The 20,692-nt window shown below is 58.6% G+C and carries 13 protein-coding genes, 1 tRNA gene, 1 pseudogene and 1 other annotated feature; of the genes and pseudogenes, 11 read left to right on the top strand and 4 right to left on the bottom strand.

Annotated elements, in window-relative coordinates:
* Positions 1-84: 84 nt before the first annotated feature.
* Entirely contained in the window at positions 85-1,620 is a 1,536-nt protein-coding gene (locus tag QPK27_RS02780; protein WP_290416682.1) for a fumarate hydratase, read from the bottom strand.
* A 52-nt stretch (positions 1,621-1,672) separates the two neighbouring features.
* Entirely contained in the window at positions 1,673-2,272 is a 600-nt protein-coding gene (locus tag QPK27_RS02775) for a TIGR00645 family protein (RefSeq protein ID WP_290416681.1), read from the bottom strand.
* 292 nt (positions 2,273-2,564) lie between these two features.
* Between QPK27_RS02775 and acs the strand changes: the two genes are divergently transcribed.
* The gene (acs, locus tag QPK27_RS02770) at positions 2,565-4,565 is read left to right on the top strand and encodes an acetate--CoA ligase (protein WP_290416680.1); all 2,001 of its coding nucleotides are present in this window, start codon (positions 2,565-2,567) and stop codon (positions 4,563-4,565) included.
* A 207-nt stretch (positions 4,566-4,772) separates the two neighbouring features.
* On the opposite strand, the gene QPK27_RS02765 is transcribed toward acs, so the two are convergent.
* Positions 4,773-7,472: a polysaccharide deacetylase family protein gene (locus QPK27_RS02765; protein WP_290416679.1), complete on the bottom strand. Its 2,700-nt coding sequence runs from the start codon at positions 7,470-7,472 to the stop codon at positions 4,773-4,775.
* Between the two features lie 201 nt (positions 7,473-7,673).
* Here QPK27_RS02765 and QPK27_RS02760 point away from each other — a divergent pair.
* The 6 genes and pseudogenes from QPK27_RS02760 (at position 7,674) to QPK27_RS02735 (ending at position 14,828) form a co-directional block, all read left to right on the top strand.
* Positions 7,674-7,764: transfer RNA gene (locus QPK27_RS02760), tRNA-Ser, on the top strand.
* A gap of 1,210 nt (positions 7,765-8,974) precedes the next feature.
* Entirely contained in the window at positions 8,975-9,679 is a 705-nt protein-coding gene (locus tag QPK27_RS02755) for a hypothetical protein (RefSeq protein ID WP_290416678.1), read from the top strand.
* A 98-nt stretch (positions 9,680-9,777) separates the two neighbouring features.
* Positions 9,778-10,940 (top strand): annotated as a pseudogene (locus tag QPK27_RS02750) (IS3 family transposase); the annotation flags it as partial.
* Positions 10,005-10,121: a sequence feature (AL1L pseudoknot), on the top strand. It overlaps the preceding pseudogene by 117 nt.
* Positions 10,941-11,419: 479 nt before the next feature.
* Entirely contained in the window at positions 11,420-12,601 is a 1,182-nt protein-coding gene (locus tag QPK27_RS02745; protein ID WP_290416677.1) for a dsDNA nuclease domain-containing protein, read from the top strand.
* The gene (locus QPK27_RS02740; protein WP_290416676.1) at positions 12,598-13,074 is read left to right on the top strand and encodes a hypothetical protein; all 477 of its coding nucleotides are present in this window, start codon (positions 12,598-12,600) and stop codon (positions 13,072-13,074) included. The genes QPK27_RS02745 and QPK27_RS02740 overlap by 4 nt, the downstream gene beginning before the upstream one ends.
* Complete coding sequence (locus QPK27_RS02735; protein ID WP_290416675.1) at positions 13,071-14,828, top strand: hypothetical protein; 1,758 nt, start codon at positions 13,071-13,073, stop codon at positions 14,826-14,828. The genes QPK27_RS02740 and QPK27_RS02735 overlap by 4 nt, the downstream gene beginning before the upstream one ends.
* 295 nt (positions 14,829-15,123) lie before the next feature.
* On the opposite strand, the gene QPK27_RS02730 is transcribed toward QPK27_RS02735, so the two are convergent.
* Positions 15,124-16,674 (bottom strand): carboxylesterase/lipase family protein, encoded by a 1,551-nt coding sequence (locus QPK27_RS02730; protein WP_290416674.1) that lies wholly within the window; start codon positions 16,672-16,674, stop codon positions 15,124-15,126.
* 155 nt (positions 16,675-16,829) lie between these two features.
* Here QPK27_RS02730 and QPK27_RS02725 point away from each other — a divergent pair, with 155 nt between their 5' ends.
* The 4 genes from QPK27_RS02725 (at position 16,830) to QPK27_RS02710 (ending at position 20,647) form a co-directional block, all read left to right on the top strand.
* A complete protein-coding gene (locus QPK27_RS02725; protein WP_290416673.1) occupies positions 16,830-17,273 on the top strand; it encodes an FKBP-type peptidyl-prolyl cis-trans isomerase in 444 nt (147 codons plus the stop codon).
* A 369-nt stretch (positions 17,274-17,642) separates the two neighbouring features.
* On the top strand, positions 17,643-18,380 hold the full coding sequence (locus tag QPK27_RS02720) for a PEP-CTERM sorting domain-containing protein (protein WP_290416672.1): 738 nt from the start codon (positions 17,643-17,645) through the stop codon (positions 18,378-18,380).
* A gap of 16 nt (positions 18,381-18,396) precedes the next feature.
* On the top strand, positions 18,397-19,218 hold the full coding sequence (locus QPK27_RS02715; RefSeq protein WP_290416671.1) for a sterol desaturase family protein: 822 nt from the start codon (positions 18,397-18,399) through the stop codon (positions 19,216-19,218).
* A gap of 76 nt (positions 19,219-19,294) precedes the next feature.
* Complete coding sequence (locus QPK27_RS02710) at positions 19,295-20,647, top strand: amidohydrolase family protein (RefSeq protein ID WP_290416670.1); 1,353 nt, start codon at positions 19,295-19,297, stop codon at positions 20,645-20,647.
* The last annotated feature ends 45 nt before the right edge of the window (positions 20,648-20,692 follow it).

The following is a 20,692-nucleotide window of genomic DNA, read 5'->3' as shown; positions in this document are numbered from 1 at the left end:
ACCATGTTTGGGCTGGTTGGACGCGTCGGCGGGGGACCCGCCAACCCTACGCGATGCCCGGGAGGGCATCGCACGGTTCGTTCGTCAGGCGGCGTTGACCGGGATGCCTTTGAGCGACTCGATCTTGGCCGACCATTCCTTCGGACCGGTGTTGTGGACCGAGGTGCCGGTCGAATCGACGGCGACGGTCACCGGCATGTCGGTGACGTCGAACTCGTAGATCGCTTCCATGCCCAGGTCTTCGAAGCCGACCACTTTCGCCGACTTGATCGCCTTCGACACCAGATAGGCCGAGCCGCCGACCGCCATCAGGTAGGCCGACTTGTGCTTCTGGATCGACTCGATCGCCGCCGGGCCGCGCTCGGCCTTGCCGATCATCGAGATCAGGCCGGTCTTTTCCAGCATCATGTCGGTGAACTTGTCCATGCGGGTGGCGGTCGTCGGGCCGGCCGGGCCGACCACTTCCTCGCCCACCGGATCGACCGGGCCGACGTAGTAGATCACGCGGTTGGTGAAGTCCACCGGCAGCGATTCGCCGCGAGCCAGCATGTCCTGGATACGTTTATGAGCGGCATCGCGGCCGGTCAGCATCTTGCCGTTCAGGAGCAGGGTCTGGCCCGGCGTCCACGAAGCGACTTCTTCCTTGGTCAACGTGTTGAGGTCGACACGCTTCGATTTCTCGGTATCCGGGGTCCAGTGCACTTCAGGCCAGGTCGACAGCGCCGGCGGTTCGATGTAGGCCGGGCCCGAGCCGTCCAGCACGAAGTGGGCGTGGCGGGTGGCGGCGCAGTTCGGGATCATCGCCACCGGCTTCGAGGCCGCGTGGGTCGGGTACATATTGATCTTCACGTCCAGAACGGTGGTCAGGCCGCCCAGGCCCTGGGCGCCGATGCCGAGCGCGTTGATCTTCTCGCACAGCTCGATACGCAGCTCTTCCAGTTTGTTTTGCGGGCCGCGCTGCTTGAGCTCGTACATGTCGATGTCTTCCATCAGCGACTCTTTCGCCATCAGCATTGCCTTTTCGGCGGTGCCGCCGATGCCGATGCCGAGCATGCCTGGCGGGCACCAGCCGGCGCCCATCAGCGGCACCGTTTTGAGCACCCAGTCGACCAGCGAGTCGGACGGATTGAGCATGACGAACTTGGTCTTGTTCTCCGAGCCGCCGCCCTTGGCAGCCAGTTTCACATCGACGGTGTCGCCTTCGACCAGTTCCATGTGCACCACGGCCGGGGTGTTGTCCTTGGTGTTCTTGCGCTCGAAGTGCGGGTCGGCCACGATCGAGGCGCGCAGCTTGTTGGCGCTGAAGTTATAGGCGCGGCGCACGCCTTCGTTGACGGCGTCGGTGACCGAACCGGTGAAGCCCTCGAAGCGCACGCCCATGCCGACCTTCAGGAACACGTTGACGATGCCGGTGTCCTGGCAGATCGGACGCTTGCCCTCGGCGCACATGCGCGAGTTGGTCAGGATCTGGGCGATCGCGTCCTTGGCAGCCGGGCTCTGCTCGGCCTCGTAGGCGCGCGCCAGGTGCTGGATGTAGTCCGCCGGATGGTAGTAGCTGATGTACTGCAGTGCTGCCGCGACCGATTCGATCAGGTCGTCTTGGGTAATCACGGTTGCCATTGTTCGCTCTCGTTCAGGAGTACCAGGGGAAATCTGGATCTGAGGTCCAGTGTTAGTGCTTGTGCGTGCTCATCACGATGCGGTCGGTAAAGGCGATGGCCATGGCCGACAGCAGGAAAGCAAAGTGAATGAGGGTTTGCCACATCAAGGTCTTTTCGTCATACGCCGCCGCGTTGATGAAGGTTTTCAGCAGGTGGATCGACGAGATGCCGATGATCGCCATCGCCAGCTTGGTCTTCAGGACCGAAGCATTGACGTGCGACAGCCACTCCGGCTGGTCCGGATGGCCTTCCAGGTGCATGCGCGAGACAAAGGTTTCGTAGCCGCCGACGATGACCATGATCAAAAGGTTCGAGATCATGACCACGTCGATCAGGCCCAGCACCACCAGCATGATGATGGTTTCGGTCAGCTTGGTCGGACGCGGCGCGTTGGGCACGCTGACGGCGTCGATGATGTGCTTGAGCGAATCGGCATTGCCCATGGCGGCGCCGATCAGGTCGACCAGTTCGACCCAGAAATGGAACACGTAGACGCACTGCGCCAGGATCAGGCCGAGGTACAGCGGCAGCTGCAGCCAGCGGCTGGCGAAGATCAGGTTGTTCAGCGGGGTCAGTTTTGGAATGGGTGCGTTCGGTGGTAATGCGGACATCGGGAAGAAGACTCCAGGGGAATGCGTGAAAATTCAGCTCAGCATTTTACACCGGTGTTTAGTCCTGGGGTAATGCGGTGCTGCGGTGCGACGCTGCCGCACGCTGCGCTCTTGCACGCTTTGCAACGGACGGCGGTAGAATCGTTGCGTGGGCGCTGTCGCAAGGCGCGCCGCGACAAGAAACCCGTGGCCTGGCGCCTGTATGGACAGCGCGATGAAGGGTTCAGTGTAAGGGGGAAGTAAGCGAGCGCCCCTAAGGTATTTGGCAAAACACACTACTATGGAGACTAGTATGGCCGAGAACGAGACCACCCAGGATCAGAACCAGGGCCTGCAGGAACACCGCGTGTTCAATCCTCCCGCCGGGTTTGCCGACAAGGCCGCCGTCAATGGCATGGCCGCCTACGACAAGCTGTGCGCGGAAGCCGCCAGCGACTATGAAGGTTTCTGGGCGCGCCTGGCGCGCGAGAACCTCGACTGGCACAAGCCGTTCACCCAGACGCTCGACGAATCGAACGCGCCATTCTATAAGTGGTTTGGCGATGGCCAGATCAATGCTTCGTACAACTGCCTGGATCGCAATCTGACCAACGGCAACGCGGATAAAACCGCGATCATCTTCGAAGCCGACGACGGCGCCGTCACGAAAGTCACCTACCGCGAACTGCACGCGCGCGTCGGCAAGTTTGCCAACGCCCTCAAATCGCGCGGCATCAAGAAGGGCGACCGCGTCGTCATCTACATGTCGATGTCGATCGAAGGCGTGACCGCGATGCAGGCCTGCGCCCGCATCGGCGCCACCCACTCGGTGGTGTTCGGCGGCTTCTCGGCCAAATCTCTGCAGGAACGCATCATCGACGCCGGCGCCGTGGCCGTCATCACCGCCGACGAACAACAGCGCGGCGGCAAGGCATTGCCGCTCAAGGCGATCGTCGACGAAGCCCTGAACCTGGGCGGCTGCGATTCGGTGAAGGACGTGATCGTCTACAAGCGCACCGGCGGCGACATCGCCTTCAAGGAAGGGCGCGACATCTGGCTGCACGACTTCATCGAAGGCCAGAGCGAACAGTGCGAGCCGGAATGGGTCGATGCCGAGCACCCACTGTTCATCCTCTACACGTCCGGCTCGACCGGCACCCCGAAAGGCGTGCAGCACTCGACCGGCGGCTACCTGCTGTGGGCCGCGCTGACGATGAAGTGGACCTTCGACCTGAAACTGGAAGACGTCTACTGGTGCACCGCCGACATCGGCTGGATCACCGGCCACACCTACATCGCCTATGGCCCGCTGGCGGTGGGCGGCACGCAAGTCGTGTTCGAAGGCGTGCCGACCTTCCCGCACGCCGGCCGCTTCTGGGAAACCGTGGCCAAGCACAAGGTCTCGATCTTCTACACCGCGCCGACCGCGATCCGCTCGCTGATCAAGGCCTCGGATACCGACGAGAAAGTGCATCCGAAGAATTTTGATCTGTCCAGCCTGCGCCTGCTCGGTTCGGTTGGCGAACCGATCAATCCGGAAGCCTGGATGTGGTACTACAAGAACGTCGGCCAGGAACGCTGCCCGATCGTCGACACCTTCTGGCAGACCGAGACCGGCGGCCACATGATCACCCCGCTGCCGGGCGCGACCCCGATGGTGCCGGGTTCGTGCACGCTGCCGCTGCCGGGCATCATGGCCGCGATCGTCGATGAAGCGGGCGTCGACGTGGCCAACGGCCAGGGCGGCATCCTGGTGGTGAAGCGTCCATGGCCGTCGATGATCCGCACCATCTGGAACAACCCGGACCGCTTCCGCACCAGCTACTTCCCGGATGAACTGGGCGGCAAGTACTACCTGGCCGGCGACGGCGCGATCCGCAACAAGGACACCGGCTACTTCACCATCACCGGCCGCATCGACGACGTGCTGAACGTCTCGGGCCACCGCATGGGCACGATGGAAATCGAGTCGGCGCTGGTGGCGCATCCGATCGTGGCCGAGGCGGCGGTGGTCGGTAAACCGGACGACACCACCGGCGAATCGATCTGCGCCTTCGTCGTGCTCAAGCAGGCGCGTCCGACCGGCGAGGACGCCAAGAAGCTGGCGGCCGAGCTGCGCACCTGGGTCGGCAAGGAAATCGGTCCGATCGCCAAGCCGAAAGAGATCCGCTTCGGCGACAACCTGCCCAAGACCCGCTCCGGCAAGATCATGCGCCGCCTGCTGCGCGTGCTGGCCAAGGGCGAGAACATCACGCAGGACGTGTCGACGCTGGAGAATCCGGCGATCCTGGAGCAGCTCAAGGAAAGCGCTTAAGGTTTGCGGTTTGGCGCGGCCCTTTGGGTCGCGCAACAAAAATGCCCGCCACCTCGTACGAGGCGCGGGCATTTTTTATGAATCGTAGGGTTGGCGGCTCCGCCGCCGACGCGGTGATCGTTGGCGGCAAAATCATCCGGCGCGAAAGCGGAGCCGATAACCATCACCGGAGCGCCGGCCGCCGCGTCGGCGGCGAAGCCGCCAACCCTACAGCCTTTGCAACTGCTGCTTCGCGTACTCCGCACCGGACCCGGTCGGCGCCAGCTCGAGATACGTCTTGAACGCCGCCTTCGCCTTGTCGCCCTGATTCGCGCGTGCATACGCGTCCCCCAGATTGCGATACGCCACCGCGCGCGACGGATCCATCTTGATCGCATTCTCGAACCAGCGCGCCGCCTCGACGAAGCGCTCCTGCTTATAGAACACGAAGCCGAGGTTGTTGGCCGCCAGCGCAAAGTCCGGCCGCAGTTTCAAGGCTTCGGTAAATTGCGCCTCGGCTTGCGCATACTGCTTCTCCTTATACAGCTGCAGTCCCAGGTCGTTGGCCCGCTGCGCCGACTGCCGGCTGGATACCGGCACCGCCGCCGGCGCCTTGATCCGGGTCTCGCCACCCTGCAGGTCCTTGATCACCACCGTGCCGGACGGCGCCGCCGAGGCTTGCGCGTCGAGCTTGCTGTTGAGCGCAATCGCATCGTTCGACAGCTGCGCCGTCGAGGTATTCAGGAACTCGGTCTCTTCCGGCAGCTCGAATACGAAGTCGCCGCCTTCCGACCCCGGCAGGCTGCCGAAGGCCGGCGTCTGGCGCGACACGCTCGACACCGCCGGCGCCACGTAGGCCGCCAGTTCGGTGGCCGTGATCAAGCCGTCACCGTTCAGGTCGCCTTTGCCGCCCAGGCCTTGCAGCAAGGTCCAGGTGAACACTGAATGTCCGTTCGGCCCGCCATCGGCGACCAATTGGTCGGTGCCGCCGGCGGTCAGCATCTGCCGTCCCAGGCGGCGCGCGTTGTCGCGCAGGAAGGAGGCGTTGGCGGCGCCGCGCGTCAGCCCCAGGCCGCTGTAGCAGGCGTCCATCACGAACAGCGCGTGCTTGGCCGGCAGGCTTTCCGCGATGTTCTGGATCTCGGTCATCGGGATCGCGTCGGTCGCGAGATTATTCGGGTCGGCGTCGAACGGCACGATATAGCCCAGGTCGCGTCCCGAGCTGAGCTTGCGCGTGGCGCCATGGCCGGCGAAGAACACGAACACGCGGTCGTTCGGCTGCAGGCCGCGGTGCGCCAGCTGGCCGTGGAAGGCGGCCAGGATGCCTTCGCGCGTGGCCTGTTCGTTCTTGAGCGTGATCACGCGCTCGGGCGCGAAGCCGAACTTGCCGACCAGCGCCTGGCCCACGCCCTCGGCGTCGCGCACCGCATACTCCAGGCGCGGCCATTTCGGATAGGCGTCGATGCCGATCAGGATCGCCCACGAGTTGGCGTAGCCGGTCGCAGCCGCGCGCGGCACCGGCGCCGCGGCCGCTTTGGCGCCATCGGCGACGGTAAAGTTCTCGCCATCCCAGCCGGCGAACCCGTAGCCCTCGGCCGCAAGGCGTTCGAGCACCGCCGGCAGCGCCTTGACGGTGCGCTCGTGGATGTCGTGGAACAGGATGATGCCGCGGCCTTCCTTTTCGACCGTGCGCAAGACGCGGTCGGCGATGGAAGAGGGCACCGGGTCGGCCCAGTCGAGCGAGTCGATATTCCACATCATCGACTTCAGTTGCGCATTGGCCAGCATCTGCATGCCTTCGCGGTTGCGCGCGCCGTAGGGAAAGCGAAACAGCGACGAGCGCTCCGGATCGACCGCCTTGAGCAGCGTGTCGGTGTTCAGGATCTCGGCCTTCAGGTTGTCGCCGCTCTGTTTTGATAGCTGGGCGTGCGAGAAGCTGTGGTTGGCCAGCACGTAGCCGGCGTCCTTCAGCTTGCGGCTGACCTGGGCGCCGGTGCCCAGCTTGGCCGCACCTTGCGCGTCGAGCGAGCCCAGGTTGCGGCCGACGTTGAAGAATACGGCCGGCGCGTTGTACTGCTTGAGGATGGCGGCGATCTCTTCGCTGTAGCGGCGGTGCGGGCCGTCGTCGAAGGTCAGGAGCACGGTCTTCTTCGGCAGCGACTTGCCGAAAATTTCCTCGCCTTCGCGGCCAGCCTGCGGCGCGGCCGGTTCTTCGGGTTCCGGCTCGGGCCTGGCCGGGTAGGGCATGACGACGCCGTAGTCCTTCAGGATGCGTTCGCGCTGGTACAGGGTGCCCAGATAGGCGACGTAGCTGTCCCACTTCTCGCGCTTGAGCTCGATCGCGCGGGTCTCGAAGCGGCCGAAGACGGCGCGGATTTCTTTCTCATAGTTGCGCTCGATCTCGGCCAGTGCGTCCAGGTCTTCCGAGATGCGCTTGTGCAGCTTGATCGCCTGCAGCGATGAATCGTTGGCGACCTGCGCCTGCAGGCTGTGCATGGTTTCGCGGAACGCCAGACGGTCGGCGTCGTACAGGCCTTCTCCGGATTCGACGTAGTCGAGCACGGTGCCGATGGCGTCGAAGCGGCGCGGGTTCGTTGAGGTGACCAGCGCGGCGAGGGCGGCGTCGACTTTGCCAATGCGTTCCTGGTTTTCGTGGAACAGCTGCTGGCCAACCTTGTTGGCCTGGGCGCGTTCAGCGGCCGACAGCTTTGCTTCGTCGTGGGTTAGCACGATGATCTTGCGGTAGGCGTCGAGCATGGCGCGCAGGTCGGTCGCGATGGCGCCCGCCTCGGAGGCAGTGCTTGCGGCCTGGGGCTGGGCTTGCTCTGTTGGGGAAGGGGACGGCTTGCGGCTGACGATCCAGCTGCCGGTGCCGGCGCCTGCTGCGGCGACGGCGAAGATGACGAGATAGAGTGCTTTGCGCTTCACGTGATGGTCCGGGATGGGAACGTGTTCAATGGATTTGTATCCGAACAACAATACCATTTGTCACATGAGACTTGGTGTGCCGAGAGCAACGCTTGTCGGGTCTGCTGACCGTGCGCCAACGCGATACCGTTATCGGTCTTGTACTGATGGGAATACTTGCTATAATAGGGGGCTTCGTGGGACACCCGCGAACACCCATCAGGAGAGATGGATGAGTGGTTTAAGTCGCACGCCTGGAAAGCGTGTATAGGTTCATAGCCTATCGGGGGTTCGAATCCCCCTCTCTCCGCCAAGATTTTCTGAATTACGTAAGCTGTTGATTCTAAGGCGTTTTCCGTCTAATCCATTATCCGATTTGGAGTGATGGTTTGGAGTAGGGAAAACGCTTTTTTATTTGCTGTATTGCGCTGCTCGTCCGTGTCTGCAGGTGGTGCCCGTACGGCGGGACCGAGCATAGTTCTCAGACAACAATTCGGGCAAAGGTCATAACTTTGCTGTTGGGGCGGCTCATCCTGCGCTCCCAACCCTGCACTCCGACGTGGTAACACCTTGCGTAATCTTCCAGCTATCAACAGACTACCTTTGGCGATGAAGCCGTTGAGGTAAGCCCTGATATCTGTCGGTTCCTCAGCATACCCACTCACCATGCCAAATACCTTGGGCATGGATTGCGTGTATCGCCGCTCTGCGATCCCGCTAACAATCATTAGGGGGCGTAACAGCGTGTTTCTTGAGGATCGCACAAGCTGCATGTATGGACTCGCCGTGTCGGTTGCTAAATGCCCTAACTACACTACCGTTGCGGTGGCGTACTGGTAGCCACATCGCTGGTTTGGAGGTTCAACCTCCGGGCATGAAAAGGTTACTGCTGACTGCGCTTAGTGGTTCGTGTTGTCATTCTCCACTTCCGATGGTTGATCTTTGGTAGGTCAAGGTTGGTGTTGGTCAGTTCGCTGGTCCGCATTATCCTTTCTGCGACGGTTGATCTTTCGTTGTATCGCTCCGGTTAAGGCCCGGAGAGCAATCACTTCTAGGCAAGTGAGGGCCGCTGAGTAATCGTCTTGGGTTAAAGCTCCGATCAAGGTTACGTACTGAAGTGCATTGCTGTGGATGTGCTTGATAACCGTAGCTACCGTTCGCTTCAAGCGTTCTTTGTTTGACACTGTTCCTCCAATGGTTAGATTGGAGGTTGCCTTTTCATGTACATGCTGCCGGGTGTAGTGGGACCGGCAAGTCTAGTGTAGGGCTGTGTTGAGGATTTTTCAAGACTGGTCTAAGCCGTGGGAAGCACGGTAGCGGCAGGCTTCAGGCGGAATTTGGTTGTGAACCAACAAATGACTCTTGAGCAAGTTCGTTTAAACCGCGCTCGCTAAGGCATGAGGTTCGGAGGCTGGTGCTACCTACCGGGGTGTTGATGCACCAATAATTACTGTTACGATGAGCATTTACTTACAACCTTTCTTCGAAATCACATGAGACTCCGACCTCAGCGAAAAAAAATCATGCCTCTTGAGATCGGCCTTGACAAGCTTGGAATCGGGATCGTCCTATATGCGTATGCGGTGCTTCTTGGTGCATGTTACATCTTCTCGTTCTGGCGTCCTTTCGGATTCAATATATTCCCGTATCTGGGGTTGCAGGACTATATAAGCACTCCGCTAAATCGGGTTGTCGTGATTGTGGCGGTTCCTGTTGTCGTTGCTGCTATCTATGTTATGGTGCAAGAGCGTGGCCGAGACTCTATACGGAACGTAATGCGTGTCCTCGTGTTGCTATATGCCATCTCATTTGCTGTCGATTTCTATAAGGGGGTGTCAGCTTATCTTGCGCTGGATTTTCATTTCGAAAATGAAACCTCTCTTTTGGTAATCGCGTTTGTCATGTTTGTTGGAGGCATTGTCCTGTCGATTTATCGCGCCCGCTTGTTGCCTGAGTTTACCGCCCAATTCTGCGCACTGGTTTTAGCACAGTCAGCAGCCTCGATGGCCGCCGGATACTCGGACGGTAAAGGTCTCTATAACGGCGCACTTCAGGTTCACTTCCTTGAAAATAAGGATCTGTGTGAACAAGGGGGCATTCGTGACTGGGTGTTCTTGGGAGCATTTGGTGACCGAACATTTTTCATGAACACAATCGATAAGCGCCTGTGTGTAACCGACGAGAAGAAGATTCGACTTATATCGCGGCAAGTCAGAGAGCAGTTATGAATCGCCCCGGATTTTGAGGAGGATCCATTGTTTAGGAGAATGGAGCCACGAAGAAGCAACCCAAGTATCCCCCCGAGGTCATCGAGCGCGCCGTGCGCATGGTCAGCGAAGCCGGCAGCGGGTATCCATCGCAATGGGCAGCGATCACGTCGATCGCGGCTAAGATCGGCTGCACGCCTGAAACGCTGCGGCGCTGGGTGCGCCAGCAGGAAACCGATATGGGCCAGCGCCCGGGCCTGAGCAGCGCCGAGCAGGAGCGCATGAAAGCGCCGGAGCGAGAGAAGCGTGAGCTGCGCAAGGCCAACGAGATCCTGCGCCTGGCGAGCGCGTTTTTCGCCCAAGCGGAGCTCGGCCGCCGCTTCAAGTCGTAAAAGCGTTCATCGACCAGCACCGCCATGTCTACGGCGTCGAGCCGATCTGCCGCGTCATGCAGTTCGCGCCGTCGGGCTATTGGCGACATGCAGCGCAGCAGCGTAACCCGGCACTGTAGTGCGCCAGGGGACAGCGCGATGAGGTGCTGAGCGTCGAAATCGAACGCGTCTGGCAGGCGAACTCGCAGGTCTACGGCGCCGACAAGGTGTGGCGGCAGTTGCGCCGTGAGGGTACTGACGTAGCACGCTGCACAGTGGAGCGGCTGATGCGGCGCGCCGGTCTGCGCGGCGTCATGCGTTGCTAGGTCGTGCGCACTACGGTATCGGACGCGAAAGCCCCGCGCCCGCCCGAACGGGTCAACCGTCAATTCAAGGCACAGAGGCCGAACCAGCTGTGGGTCAGCGATTTCACGTACGTCCCCACATGGCAGGGCTTCGTGTACGTCGCCTTCGTCATCGACGTCTTTGCCCGGCGGATTGTGGGCTGGCGCGTGAGCTGCTCGATGCGGACCGACTTCGTGCTCGACGCTCTGGAGCAGGCGCTGTACGACCGTCAGCCTGAGCGCACTGCCGCCTTGGTCCACCACAGCGACCGTGGCTCTCAATACGTCTCTATCCGGTACAGTGAGCGTCTTGTAGAAGTCGGCGTAGAGTCGTCTGTGGACAGTAAGGGTGATAGTTACGATAATGCGCTGGCAGAGACCATCAACTGGCTCTACAAGGCCGAGCTGATTCATCGCCGCGTTCCTTGGAAGACGCGTGAAGCCGTGGAACTGGCCACGCTGGAATGGGTTTCCTGGTTCAACCATCATCGCCCGTTGGAACCACTCGGCTATATATCGCCGGCTCAAGCTGAGGCAAACTATTACAAGCAGTTGAGCAGTCAGACTACCCCCGGCCTGACTCACATAAACCGGCCTCCACGAAAACCGGGGCGGTTCACTGTGACCTGCGCATCACTCGCCTTCAGAAATAACTCCACCCAAAGCATAGTTAGCCACTATCGTCATTACGTGTTTCGGTAGGAATTTGCTGTCGTTGTATCCAAGCGATGCAAGCTCCGCAAAGTCCTTCGCTGCGTGGTAAATGTAGCCTGACTGATGTGTTGTAGTCATCTTTTTCCCCATTGCTGTAGCAAGAGGGTCTAATTTGCTACTACAGCTGCACAAAGTGAGCCGAACAGGCGCTATGTAGTCAATACGTAATCAGCTGCCACCGAAGGGAGAACATTTCAAGTGTGAAAGCACCCGTCATCCGCTGTCATGTTTCCGTGGAAATTTGATACTTTCCTAGACGCTCTGCGTGTTAATGTGGCAACTTAACGGTCCTTCGGTCTCGAAGGCCGGATATTTTATAGATGGGGTATAGCTTGGAGCTTCATGAGCGGCAACCAAGAGAGCAAGACGGCCGGGATTCGTTCGATAGGTACCGTGCCCAAACGCGCGCAGCCGCTATCGCGGCTCTTTCCATTTTGGAAGGAAAAGAAATTGATCGTGTCTACTGCGATTTGCACGATGACTTTGTGATAAGAAAGTCGATCGGAATAAGTAGGCAGTATGTGTTCACTCAGGTGAAAACGCGGGCGAAAGCTAATAAGAATTGGACGGTTAATGAAATCTTCGGACTTACTACGGGAAGAGGAAAGAAGCCGCCCGCGCAGCAACTGGATACCGTTAAAGATAGTTTCGTCGGGAAATTATTGCTGCATGCGATCCTGTTCGATACCGCTTGCGAATCTACAGTCTTTCAAACAAATATTAATCTAGACGATGCCGTACTGGAGATAGTCGAGGACATTCGAGAGGGCAAGTTCTCAAATAAATACTCAATTGCATTGTTGCAGATTTTTAATGACTGCTTCAAAGAGGAATTGCTCGAGCGCAAACTTACTGACTCCGAGATACGAAGTTGCATAACGAAGCTTTGCTTCGAATCTGACGTCCAGCATCTGAAGCTGAAGGACCACGGTTTCGGTATGATTGTACGTGAAAAAATTCATTTTTATAGCGAAGTCGACTTGGGACGCACTGAGGTAGACGAAATATTAATAAAGTTGCTTGCTCTCGTGGAAAGCAAATCTGCCGGTCGTATAGAAAAGATTAACGCTGAATCCATTGAAAAGTTGGCTGGCATCTCTATCGATGATTTACTCGACATACTAAGTATCTCCAAAGATGCTTATCGTGCGCTCTTAGATGCTGGAGATGATGATGCCATAAAGGCTGTTTCGATTATTCAGCGGACTCTAAAAAAAGCTGGTGCAGATAACAGTGAGATTGAGTTTTGCTCTAGATGTAAGACTAATTGGGATATCTGGCTCCGGAACAATCGTCATATTATTCCGGAATTCGACCTACAAGCCATCATTTCCAGCATTCGAAATTCGCTGGGCCAAAATGTTGGGATGGATGGGAAGGTGAAAATTTCCGAATTAAGAAGGGAAATTCGCTCGCTTATTATTCAGTTTGATCAAGACGGTCTCTCGTATGATCTTACTCCCGAATTAATTCTAGGCGGGTTTTTCTCTTCGCTCGTGAGGAATAAGCAATGAATTTCGATGAATTTTTTGATCGAGTTGGTAATTCGGAAATTGAGCTTGACGCCAAAGACTGTGTGCAAGGCGTCCGCGGTCTTGGCAACGAAGCATTATTTCAGTTGCCGCTAATTGCTCTTATTATTCTCCTTATGGCAAAAGATAGGCGGAAACCAAAAATCGCCGAAATAGGGCAGTTGGTGGGAGAAAGCATAGAAGCAAGTATGATAGGCTTCAAAGGTTCTGCGCAGCATTTGGGATGGTCTGCAAATCTTCGAGTTCGAACCGTGAAAGCACTGAACTTCCTTGAGCTTGCGAGTCTAGTCGAAATACCCAATAGAAATACCAAAATCGTTATCACTGAAATGGGCAAAAAGGTGATCGCTCGAGCGGTCGAAGGTGATGACGATCTTGCATATAATCTATCGAAGATTAGCTTGGCATGCCGTAATATTTGTGTATCACGACAACAAGACTTAGAACTCATATGAAATTTTTGAGCTTGAAGATTTTCCCAAATGGACGAAATGGTCTTGAGTCAGACGTGCTTGTCTTCGGCAATCATATTACTCAACTTTATGGTCCAAACGGTTGCGGAAAGACCCCTACGGTCCAGGCAATTGCATTTTGTTTGGGCTACCCGGGTGACTTTAGGGATGAAATCTATCGTCGCTGTTCGAAAGCGGTTTTGGAGTTTTCGGTGGCCGGTCAGATTTTTGAAGTCTCGCGCATCATAAGCAAAGATGTCGATATCACTGTGCGAGGACCGATAGGGGAAGAGGCACGCTTCTATTCCGAGGCAGAGTATTCTGAGTTCATGTTTGAACTGCTAGCTCTTTCCTATCCTAATCTGATCACAACCAGCGAAAAACTTTCAAAACCGTACATCGCAACCATCTTGCCTATCGTTTACCTTGATCAAGACGATGGCTACCGAGATTTTTATGGCCCCAAATCACGTTTCATCAAAGATCAGTTTTCGGAGATGGTCCGCCTGCTATTTGATTTGCCAATAAAAAACTCGTTCGATGTAAGAAAGGATCGGATCGATACAAAGCAAGAACTGGCCCGCCTTGATGAGCTGGTAAAGAAACGAGAGGCCGATGTGGAGTTTGCTCGACGCAATCTCGACGGGTCGGATGATTTGCAAGGGGTAACGGATAAACTTGCTACTTTGGAATTTGAATTAAAAAACCTTACTGTTTCTGGTTCGAGTCATGATGGGGCAGTCGGAGTGCTGGATAGACTAATTGGAAATAACCGCGAGAGATTGAAGAATATCCATGCAGAACTCTCGGAGGCAAGCAAGCGTGAGCGGAGCGTTAATCAAATAATCAATGAGATCAATTTGGAAATAAACGCACTGAGCTTGAACGAAGAGTCTCGTCGTATATTTCTTTCATTTAGCGAAATTTGTCAATCTGTGGGCTGTCAACTCTTCTCTGCAAGCTCAGCGTCATATTCCAAAAATTTACTGTATCTCAAAGATCAGATAAAAGACCTCGAGCGAAATTCTAGAAGTGACCAGGGAAGAATAGATGCGCTTATTGCTGAAAGAAATAGATACGAAAACCTAAATTTGGAATTAATTAGGGATCGAGAGAAGATGCTGGGCGGTAGTGAAATGCGGGCCGTTATAGAAGCCGTTTCGAAAATCAAATCTGAAATTTTTTCTCTGCAATCGAAACGATCTGATTTTGAAAAGCATCAGGTTCTCCAATCTAGATATTTTGAGGCGATGGTGTCTCGCGATAAAATGTATGAGAGATATCAATCATTAAGTGGCGAAAGATCTTTCAGTTCAGAGATAATAAAGTTGCGCTCGGATTTTCGCCAAATGTTTTTGCGTTGGCTCGACATCATCAACACTGACAATATTGATAAGAACATATCATTCAGAGATGATTTCCAACCAGTCTTTGGGATTGAGACAATTTCCCAGTTAAAAGGAAGTACTAAAGTCCGTGCGGTCCTTGCCTTTCACGCTGCTCTACTAGAACTTGCTATGAGCAGAGGGAGAAGAGCCTTTCCGTTCTTGATCTTGGATACCCCAAAACAGCATGACATAAACAATGATGACCTTGGCTCGTACGTGAAGGGATTGAAGGAGTTAGCCCAAAAGTTCGATACTCAAATCGTCTTCTCGAACACTGAGTTTCATTACATCGGTGATGAACAGGACAACGAATGGGTACCCCGCTATCCCGGAGAAAAGCATAATATGTTCTATAAGACGGTTTCCTAATGTTCAGGGAGAATGCGAACGGCTTTTCGTCGGGTTCCCAACGTGCTGTCGCGCCTCGTTGGCTGTAGCGTACAAAGTTTCCGAGGCATGATGAGTGCTAGCAGAGCATTGAAAGCATGTCATAATGTTGACAATGTTTTGCGACCGTATACATTTCCGTCTACAACAGCAGAGCCGACCATGATGAAACCCGCATGGATACCGGGTTTGGAGTTTTTCAGGGGATTCCCATCTCTCCGCCAAGATACTGGAAAGCCCCTGAAAAGGGGCTTTTCATTTTCCAGACTTGCAAGCGTCAATTCGGAACGACAGTCGACTGCGGATGATCAACCCCTTGGAACATCAGATTGCACAACTTGCCACGCGCGCCGTGCACCGCTGCAATACCATGCGGCGCGATAAGCAGTGAAGCGTCACGCTGCGCCACCATCGGCCACGCCGGCAAGCCGGCACCATTCGGATCGCCATGACGGATGAAATTGGCCCAGTAGCGCTGTACCGGTGGCCACGTGCCTGCCGCCACGGCTGCCGGTTGCGCGTGATACACATAGTCCATCTCGGTAGTATGCTCCGGCGGCTTGCCCGAGCCGGGTGCGCCAAACCCGAATTCATAACGCCACACGCGCGCGCCGGCATCGCGCATGCGATGCGCCAGCCACCGTGCCGGGCAGCGGAACCACATGTCGGTCATGACTTGCGTCGGCACATGGCCCAGCAGCGCATCGGCCTGGGGCGTCTTGCCATCGCGATAGCCATACAGGCGCATCGCCTCAGCTGCCTTCGCGCCGTACGCCGCCTGCACCATGGCCGTACCCGCCTCGGGCTTGCGCTCCGCCCCCAGTTCCTGCGTATTGCTGCCGATGATGATGGCAATGTCGCGTCCGGCGCCGCCGGCATGGGCTGCGGCGTAGTCGTGCGGGAGCACGTGGCCATCCAGGTTTTGTTGCTCCCACGTGAAGCTGGGATCGACGCCGATGGACACCGGGAGGTTGAGAGCCGCCGCATTGATCCGATCCGCCGGCAAGGTGCGCAGGGCGGCCAGGCCGGCGGCCCCCGCCGGCAGCTTCAGGCGCGCCAGCAACTCGTTGCCCATGGCGTCGCTGTCCGACGGCGGCCGCGGCGCGCCCGGGGCCGCCGACTGCACGATGGCGCGCTGGAACAATCCCCTGGCCAGCGGCGAGTAGGTGAGGAACAAGGCGTCGGTGGCGCCCGCCGAACTGCCGCTGATGGTCACGCGCTGCGGGTCGCCACCGAAGGCGGCGATATTGGCCTGTACCCACTTGAGCGCGGCGATCTGGTCGAGCAGGCCGTAATTGGCCGATGAGCGGTGCGGGTCTTCCTTGCGCAAGGCTTCCAGCCCGAGAAAGCCGAAAGCGCCCAGTCGGTACTGGATCTTGACCAGCACGATCCCTTCGCGGTGCAGCGCGTCTTTCTCCAGGCTGCCGGCGGCGCCGGCGGCGTTGGAGCCGCCGTGGATATATACCAGCACCGGCAGCCGCGCTGTTGCGTCGCGCGCCGGTGTGCGGATTGCAACAGTAAGACAGTCCTCGCTCGCGTCTTCGATGAGGGATTGATTCCACCCTACGTCCGCCTGGACGCAGGCCGGCGCCTGCTTGCGCGCATCCAGCACGCCAGCCCATCGCGCGCGCGGAGCCGGCGGTTTCCAGCGACGCTCGCCGATGGGCGCCGCAGCGTAGGGGATGCCATAAAAAATGGTACTGCCATCAAGCATGGATAGCCCCGCGATTTTGCCGGTGGATACCGTAACCTGCTGCTGTGCCATGACGGCCGGCAGGTGCAGCATCATAAAAATACCTGGCAGAGTCTTGTGCGAAAAAAACGCCATTCTTTATGCTCCGAGATTTTCTCAAGCGATGTCGACGATGAGTTCGTTCGAGAGTGTGACACCGAATACCGTGGCCCAAAAAATTTTCTAGAGACATTCGCCAAAGCGTCTTGGTGTATGCTGCGCCCATTCGCTCAAACACACGAAAGAACCACATGAAACGACTGCTTTCCTATTCCGTCCTCGGCCTGGCGCTCACCCTGGCAGTGGCCGGCTGCAAGCGCGCGGAACAGCCGCGCCCAGCCGCGACGGCCAATGTCGTGGCGTTCCAGAAAATCGATACCGTCCCGGGCACCGGCAAGGAAGCGATTGCAGGTTCCACCGCCGTCGTCCACTACACCGGCTGGCTGTTCGACCCGACCGCGCCGTCGCAGCACGGCGCCCAGTTCGATTCGTCGCAGGGCGGCCAGCCGTTCAGCTTCCCGCTCGGCGGCGGGCAGGTGATCAAGGGCTGGGATGAAGGCGTGCAGGGGATGAAGGTCGGCGGCAAGCGCACCCTGATCCTGCCGCCGGAAATGGGCTACGGCGCCGGCGGCGCCGGTCCGATCCCGCCGAACGCCAACCTGATCTTCGAAGTCGAACTGCTCGACGTTCGATAAACAGGCAACGCTTCGCGCGACTGTCTGGCCGGGTGGTCGCGCCGCAGCAATCGTCAGCGGCACATCCATTCGGTTGGGCACAGCGGACACGACGCCATCGCGTCACGCTCACCGAAAATCATTGCAACCCAGAAACCTGTTGTATTAAGGTTGTAGCAATGTATTTACTTCCAAGATATTGAATACAGCTAGTTAGATTCTGATAGAATCTTTCCAGTTGTTATTTAATTACTCTGCCTCAACCCGCAGACAGAAATCTCCAGCTCGACCGAAAGTGTTTCGTCGATCTGTAGCCGGCCCAGAAAACCGCCGGCAGTGTCGTACCAACTTTCCGGATCCACTTTCTTTATTCACTGGAGCTTGCGCCTCATGCGTATCAAGTCTGTCCTGCTGTGCCTGACCTCGGTTGCCGCCTTCGCAAGCAGCTTCGCCACCGCCACGCCGATCCTGGTCAACGGCAATTTCGAGTCGACCACCAACGGCGGCAACAAGCAACTGTCCTCGCACGTCACCAACCGCAGCGACCGCACCACGCTCACCGGCTGGACCAGCAGCAACGGCAATGACGGCGGCTACAACTTCGTGCTGAACGGCGCCATAGCCAATACCTGGGATTCGGCGATCTGGCTGCGCGACAACGGCAACGGCTACAGCGCATCGCCCGGCGGCGGCAACGTGTTCGCGTCCGACGCTCTGTACTGGCCCGGCGTGCTGTCGCAAACCGTCAACGGCTTGACCATCGGCAAGGCCTACACGCTGACCTTCAACTACGCGATGGCCCAGCAAACGGGCTTCAAAGGCACCAACAAGGACAACTTCTGGGAAGTCGGCTTCGGCTCGGCCACCCGCAACACTGATCTGCTGAGCCTGGAAGACGGGGGCTTCAGCGGCTGGAAGACGGCCACCATGAGCTTCACCGCGACGAGCGTCAGCGAAGTGCTGTCGTTCCTGGCCAAGGGCACCGCGCCGGGCGCGCCGCCGTTCATGCTGCTGGACGACGTGGCCCTGGCGGCCGACGTGCCGGAACCGGCAACCTGGACCATGCTGCTGGGCGGCCTCGGCCTGCTGGCCTTCCTGGCGCGCCGCCGCATGGGTTCCGCCACCTGATTCAGGACTGTCGCGCGTGCATTTTTCGCTCGTCGAGTTCGCCACCGCGGCGCTGCGCCTGTGTATCTGGCTGGCGCTGCTCACCGCCTTGTTCGTCCCGCTCGAACGCTGGTTCGGCCTGCGCCACGCGCAGCCGAACGGCGAGCTGCGCCACAACCTCGCGTATTACTTCATCAGCAGCCTGGTGCCGATCGTGCTCCTGACCGTGCCGATGGCGCTGCTGGCAACGCTGGCCCGGCACCTGGTGCCGTCCGGCCTGGTCGAAACGATTGCCGCCTGGCCGCTGGCGGTGCGCCTCGCGCTGGCTTTCCTGGTGGCCGAGACCGGTTTCTACTGGGGCCATCGGCTGAGCCATGAACTGCCGTGGCTGTGGCGCTTCCACGCGCTGCACCACAGCACCGAACGCATGCATTTTCTCGCCAACACGCGCAGCCATCCGGTCGACATGGTCATTACGCGTCTGTTCGGCCTGGTGCCGCTGTACCTGCTGGGTCTGGCCAGTCCGAGTGCGGCCGGCAGCGGGGCGCCGGCGGCGCTGCTGGTGCTCGGCACGCTGTGGGGTTTCTTCATCCACGCCAATCTGCGCTGGCGCCTGGGGCCGCTCGAATGGCTGGTGACCACGCCGGCCTTTCACCACTGGCACCACACCCGCCACGACCACATCGACCGCAACTACGCGTCCACGCTGCCTTTCCTGGACCGCCTGTTCGGCAGCCACTATCTGCCAAGCCATTGGCCGGCCGAAGTGGGCACTGACACGCCGCATGCGGACATGCTGACAGGGCAATTACTCGACCCAATGCTTCCATCCCGCAAGGCCATGCCGACGCGAGTGTAAAGCGCGAAGCGCACGGCACGATCCTTGTTGATGGGCTAACATTAAAAAGTTAGCCACATTCAGACCGAGGTGCCCGATGCGTATTCACAAGTTGCTGGCTGCAATGGCCGGCGCCGTTTCCTTTGCCATGGCGGCGCCAGGCATGGCTCAGTCGTCGTCCCAGCTTACCGTGCTGCAGGGCGGCCGCATCATCGACGGCAATGGCGGAGCGCCAATGGACGGCAACATCGTCATCCGCAACGGCCGCATCGACGCAGTGCAGTCCAAGGGCGTGCAGCCGCCGAGCGGCGCCAAGGTGGTCGACGTGCGCGGCAAGACCCTGATGCCGGCCCTGATCGCCGGCCACGCCCACCTCGGCATCACGAATGGCGCGACCTCGGGCGCGGCCAACATCACCGAAGCCAACGTCACGCGCCAGCTGCAGAAGTACATGCGGCACGGCATCGGCACGGTGGCCGTGTTCGGCACCGACCACGATTTCATTTTCAAGATGCGCGACGAACAGCGCGCAGGCCAATTGACCCTGCCCACCATCCTTACCGCCGGCCACGGCTTCGGCGTCAAGGATGGCGCGCCGCCGATCGCCATGGGCATGGACCGGGTGTATCGCCCGACCACGATCGCCGCGGTGCGCGAAGACTTCAAGAAACTGGTCGCGCTCAAGCCGGATCTGGTCAAGGTCTGGGTCGACGATTTCGGCGACAAGAAGACCAGCAAGATGGATCCGGCCCTGTACCGCGAAGTCATCCAGCAGGCGCACCAGCACGGCCTGAAGGTGGCGGCCCACGTGTATTACCTCGAGGACGCCAAGCGTCTGGCGCGCGACGGCGTCGACCTGTTCGGCCACAGCGTGCGCGACAAGCCGGTCGACGCCGAGCTGATCGCGCTGATGAAGAAGAACAACGTCGCCTATATCCCGACGCTCGACCTGGACGAGGCCTTCTTCGTCTATGCCGACAAGCCGGACTGGATGCAGCAGCCGTTCTTCAAGGGGGCGCTCGATGCCGGCGTGTGGGAATGGCTGAACAGCCCGAACTACAAGGTCAAGGAAGTTTCGAAGAAGGACCTGGCCATGGCCAAGTCCAATGCGCTGGCCTTGCACAAGGCGGGCATCAAGGTTGGGCTGGGAACCGATTCTGGCGCGACCATTCCCCGCATCCAGGGCTTTGCCGAGCATCGCGAACTGGAACTGTTGACGATTGCCGGCTTCACCCCGATGCAGGCGCTGCAGGCCGGCACCTCGGTCAATGCGGCGATCCTGGGCATCGACAAGGAGCGCGGATCGCTGGTGGCGGGCAAACAGGCCGACATCCTGGTGCTGGACGCCAATCCGCTGGAAGATATTCGCAATACGCGCAAGATCCATTCGGTATGGCTGCGCGGCGTGCCGGTGGCGGGCGAGGGCAGTGCCGCGACGGCCGCACCCTGATACGTTTCACGGGGCGCCCGGGCCGGCATTTTGCCGATGTTCGGG

Source organism: Massilia sp. YIM B02443, from assembly GCF_030411955.1.
Taxonomy (GTDB): domain Bacteria; phylum Pseudomonadota; class Gammaproteobacteria; order Burkholderiales; family Burkholderiaceae_D; genus Telluria.
This window is presented reverse-complemented; position numbering and strand designations above follow the sequence as displayed.